Below are 3,117 nucleotides of genomic sequence, written 5' to 3' on the forward strand. Positions count from 1 at the left end.
CCGCACCGCCCGCGCCCGCCCCTCCGGTGGCGGGCCATCCGCAGACCGGGCACCCCACCCCGCAGCCGCCCGTCGAGCACCCCGGCACCACCGGCCACATCCAGCTCCCGCCCGGCGGGCCCGTCCCGCTGCCGCACCCGCCCGCCGACCCGGCGATGGCCGACGCCTCGCAGGCCGCCGTCGCCGTGCTGCTCATCGGACCGGCCGGAGCGGGCAAGACCACCGTCGCCCGCTACTGGGCCGACCGCCGCCGGGTCCCGACCGCCCACATCAGCCTGGACGACGTCCGCGAATGGGTCAGGTCGGGCTTCGCCAACCCCCAGTCGGGCTGGAACGAGAACTCCGAGGCGCAGTATCGTCTCGCCCGCCGCACCTGCGGCTTCGCCGCCCGCAACTTCCTCGCCAACGGCATCTCCTGCATCCTGGACGACGCCGTCTTCCCGGACCGCCCCGTCGTCGGCCTCGGCGGCTGGAAGCGGCACGTCGGCCCCGGCCTCCTCCCCGTCGTGGTGCTGCCCGGCCTGGAAATCGTCCTGGAGCGGAACGCGGCCCGCAGCGGCAACCGCCGCCTCAGCGACGAAGAGGTCGCCCGCATCCACGGCCGGATGGCCGGGTGGTACGGCTCCGGGCTGCCGATCATCGACAACTCGACGTACGACGTGGAGACCACCGCCCGCATGCTGGACGAGGTGGTGGCCCGCTCCATCGCGAGCCCGCCCACCTTCTGAGAGCTTCAGGGGACGGGCCCCCATCCGGACCCGTCCGAACGGCCGGGGCGGGTCGCAGTGCGTACGCTCGGGGCATGTCCCAGGTGTACGCGGCCCGACGTGCCCGCCTGCACGACCAGTACTCGGCGGCCGGAAGCGAGGCCGCCCTGGTCTCCCGGCCCGCCAACGTGCGCTATCTGTGCGGCGACGCGCCCCCGGGCGCCACCCTGCTCCTCGGGCCCGTCCAGGACGTCCTGGTGGCGCCCGAGGCGTCGTCATGGGGGCCGGGTGCGGGGCCGCATCCGGAGGATCTGCGGCTGCTCGTGCTGTCCGGGCCGGACGGCGACCCGGCCGTGGCCGCCGCCGACCTGGCGGCGGCGGACGGCGCCGAGTCGCTGGCCGTCGAGGAGCACCATCTGACCGTGGCCCGCCACCGGGCGGTCGGCTCCGCCGCGCCGCGGCTGCGCCTCGCCGACCTGGGCCGGGCCGTCGAGCAGCTGCGGATCGTCAAGGACGACGAGGAGATCTCCTGCATGCGGATCGCCGGGGAGCTGGCCGACCAGGCGCTCGGTGAGCTGCTGGAGTCGATCCTGGTGGGCCGCACCGAGCGTCATCTCGCGCTGGAGCTGGAGCGACGGCTGGTGGACCACGGGGCGGACGGACCGGCGTTCCCCACCGTGGTCGCCGCGGGGCCGCACGCGGGCCGGGCCGGGCATCTGCCCACCGACCGGCGGGTGGAGGAGGGTGATTTCCTCACCATCTGCCTCGGCGCCGACTACCGCGGGTACCGCTGCCAGGTGGGCCGTACGTTCGTCATCGGCCCCTCGCCCGCGGACTGGCAGGTCGAGCTGTACGACGTCGTCTTCGCCGCTCAGCGGGCCGGGCGGGAGGCGCTGCTGCCGGGCGTGGCGTACCGGGACGTGGACCGGGTGACCCGTCAGGTGCTGGACGCCGCGGGGTACGGGGAGGGGCTGGAGACGCGTACCGGACACGGCGTGGGCCTTGAAATCGACGAGGACCCTCGGCTCTCGCCGTCGGCCATGGGTAAACTGGACGCTTGTGTGCCGGTCACCGTCGAACCGGGGGTCCACCTCCCGGGACGGGGCGGTGTCCGGATCGACGACACGCTCGTCGTCCGCCCCGAGGCGGACGGCGGACCCGAGCTACTCACCATCACGACCAAAGAGCTGCTCGCGCTGTAGTTCTGGCTGACAGTTTTCCGCTGGCTGCCCTGGCTGATAACGGCGCACCGCTGCTTTCTGGTCTCCACCAGCTGTAGTCCAGGAGATCCCGCAACCGTGGCATCCACGAACGACCTCAAGAACGGCATGGTGCTCAAGCTCGAAGGCGGCCAGCTCTGGTCCGTCGTCGAGTTCCAGCACGTCAAGCCCGGCAAGGGCCCTGCTTTCGTGCGCACCAAGCTCAAGAACGTGCTGTCCGGCAAGGTGGTCGACAAGACCTTCAACGCCGGCGTGAAGGTCGAGACGGCCAATGTCGACAAGCGCGGCATGCAGTTCTCGTACAAGGACGGCGAGAGCTTCGTGTTCATGGACATGGACACGTTCGACCAGATTTACGTCACCCCCGAGGTCGTCGGCGACAACGCCCGGTTTCTGCTCGAGGGTTTCGAGGCGGTCGTGGCGATGTACGAGGGCAACCCTCTGTATGTCGAGCTGCCCGCCGCCGTCGAGCTGGTGATCGAGTACACCGAGCCGGGCGTCCAGGGTGACCGCTCGACCGGTGGCTCCAAGCCCGCCAAGCTCGAGACCGGCTACGAGATCGGCGTCCCGCTGTTCATCACCACCGGTGAAAAGATCAAGGTCGACACCCGTTCCGGTGAGTACCTCGGTCGGGTGAACAACTAACCGTGGCTGCCCGCAACAAGGCCCGTAAGCGTGCCTTTCAGATCCTTTTCGAGGCCGACCAGCGTGGCAGCTCCGTGCAGACCGTCCTCGCGGACTGGATACGGCACGCCCGGACCGACGACCGGCAGCCGCCGGTCAGCGAATACACGATGCAGCTCGTCGAGGGGTACGCGGCCCACACCGCCCGGATCGACGAGCTGCTCGCCACCTACGCGGTGGGCTGGACGCTGGACCGGATGCCGGTCGTCGACCGGAACATCCTGCGGCTCGGCGCCTATGAGCTGGTGTGGGAGGACGCGACTCCGGACGCCGTGGTGATCGACGAGGCGGTGCAGCTCGCCAAGGAGTTCTCCACCGACGACTCGCCGTCGTTCGTCAACGGTCTGCTGGGCCGGCTCAAGGAGCTGAAGCCGGGGCTGCGCCGCGGCGAGGAGTCCCGCGACGGGGAGACCCGCGACCAGGAGACCCAGACGTAGGGTGGTCGGCAGGACCCGTTACACAGCCGCCGGGGGCGGTGGAGGCCGTACGGCACTTCCACCGCCCCC

At 71.2% G+C, this 3,117-nt stretch carries 4 protein-coding genes; all 4 read left to right on the forward strand.

Going from position 1 to position 3,117, the window contains the following annotated elements; genetic code table 11:
- On the forward strand, positions 1–728 hold a 728-nt coding region (locus EEJ42_RS32720; RefSeq protein ID WP_246097537.1), incomplete at its 5' end, for an AAA family ATPase.
- A gap of 74 nt (positions 729–802) precedes the next feature.
- Positions 803–1,909 carry an aminopeptidase P family protein gene (locus tag EEJ42_RS32725; protein WP_123105579.1) on the forward strand — a complete coding sequence of 369 codons (1,107 nt, stop codon included), beginning with the start codon at positions 803–805 and terminating at the stop codon, positions 1,907–1,909.
- 96 nt (positions 1,910–2,005) lie between these two features.
- Complete coding sequence (efp, locus tag EEJ42_RS32730) at positions 2,006–2,572, forward strand: elongation factor P (protein ID WP_123105581.1); 567 nt, start codon at positions 2,006–2,008, stop codon at positions 2,570–2,572.
- Between the two features lie 2 nt (positions 2,573–2,574).
- Positions 2,575–3,048 (forward strand): transcription antitermination factor NusB, encoded by a 474-nt coding sequence (gene nusB, locus EEJ42_RS32735; RefSeq protein WP_123105583.1) that lies wholly within the window; start codon positions 2,575–2,577, stop codon positions 3,046–3,048.
- Positions 3,049–3,117: the final 69 nt, after the last annotated feature.

This window comes from Streptomyces botrytidirepellens (genome assembly GCF_003721215.1).
Classification (GTDB): domain Bacteria; phylum Actinomycetota; class Actinomycetes; order Streptomycetales; family Streptomycetaceae; genus Streptomyces; species Streptomyces himastatinicus.

What these genes read in the sequence shown, in the direction of transcription:
- EEJ42_RS32725 (WP_123105579.1), top strand. Translation starts at nt 803, where the DNA reads ATGTCCCAGGTGTACGCGGCCCGACGTGCCCGCCTGCACGACCAGTAC.